The sequence below is a fragment of the Nocardia acididurans genome (assembly GCF_016741815.1).
GTDB classification, from domain to species: Bacteria; Actinomycetota; Actinomycetes; order Mycobacteriales; family Mycobacteriaceae; genus Nocardia; species Nocardia acididurans.
In genome coordinates this window covers 1-1,389 of record NZ_JAERRJ010000048.1, presented here as the reverse complement: position 1 = coordinate 1,389, position 1,389 = coordinate 1, and the positions used below count along the sequence as shown (strand labels likewise).

The window sequence follows — 1,389 nt, the reverse complement described above, 5'->3', positions numbered from 1 at the left end:
GGGTCTGTCCAGATAACGGTGTAACTCGGGTTGATTGAGCTATTTCCGTCCGGCGGTGAGTCGGCCTTCGAAGGTGATGTCGAAGGCGTTCAAAGCGGCTTTCCATCGGGTGATCCACCGTTTCTGGCCGGTGCCGGTGGGATCGAGGGCCATAACCGCCATGTAGACGCACTTCAGGGCGGCCTGCTCGTTGGGGAAGTGCCCGCGAGCGCGCACGGCCCGGCGGATGCGGGCGTTGACCGACTCGATCGCGTTGGTGGAACACACCACCCGCCGGATCTCGGTGTCGAAGGCCAGGAACGGCACGAACTCCGCCCACGCGTTCTCCCAAAGACGAATGATGGCAGGGTATTTCGTGCCCCATTCCTCGCTGAACTCGTAGAACCGTTCCAGCGCAGCAGATTCGGTCGATGCGGTGTAGACCGGTTTGAGGGCCGCGGCGATCGCGGCCCAGTGCTGGCGGCCGGCGTAGGAGAACGAGGCCCGCAGCAGGTGCACGATGCAGGTCTGCACCACTGCGGCCGGCCAGACCTGCCCGATCGCCTCGGGCAGACCCTTGAGCCCGTCGCAGACGAGCATGCAGACGTCTTCGACGCCGCGATTGCGCAGCTCGGTGAGGATCTGCAGCCAGAATTTCGCACCCTCACCACCGTCACCGGCCCACAACCCGAGAATCTCGCGACCGCCGTCGACGGTCACGGCCAAGGCCACGTAGATCGGGCGGTTGGCGACCTTGCCGTCGCGGATTTTCACGTGGATCGCGTCGAGGAAGATCACCGGATAGACCGGGTCCAGTGGCCTGTTCTGCCACTCGGCCATGCCGTCCATCACCTTGTCGGTGATGGTCGAAATGGTCTGTTTGGAGACGTCGGCGCCGTAGACCTCGCGCAGATGCGCCGAAATCTCGCCGTGGGTCAGGCCCTTGGCCGACAGCGACAGCACCATGTTCTCCACGCCGTTCAACCGGCGCTGGCGTTTGCGCACGATCTGCGGTTCGAAACTGGCGTCACGGTCGCGCGGGACGTCGACCTCGACCGGACCGACATCGGTCACGATCGTTTTCGAGCGGGTTCCGTTGCGGGAGTTCGGTGTTCCACGACCGGCCGGGTCGCCGTGGTCGTAGCCGAGGTGGTCGGTGATCTCGCCGTCGAGGGCGGACTCGACGACCAGCTTGGTCAGCTGCCCCAGCAGCCCGCCCTCGCCGGTCAGCTGCAGCCCGCTGGCGCGGGCCTGGGCCACGAGCTGGCCCACCAGCTTGGCATCAACCGCCGTCATCTTCGGTTTCCTGGGTCTGGCCACCGCGTCAGTATCGGCCAACTCGGCCGCCATCACATCAGAGTTCATGTGCCACTCCTTGTTTCGGAGTTACACCGTTGTTTGTACAGTCCC

1 protein-coding gene is annotated in these 1,389 nt (G+C 64.7%); it reads right to left on the bottom strand.

The genetic code is table 11. The features are described from left to right. Positions 1-39 precede the first annotated feature (39 nt). Positions 40-1,275 (bottom strand): IS256 family transposase, encoded by a 1,236-nt coding sequence (locus JK358_RS38725; protein ID WP_201958870.1) that lies wholly within the window; start codon positions 1,273-1,275, stop codon positions 40-42. Positions 1,276-1,389: the final 114 nt, after the last annotated feature.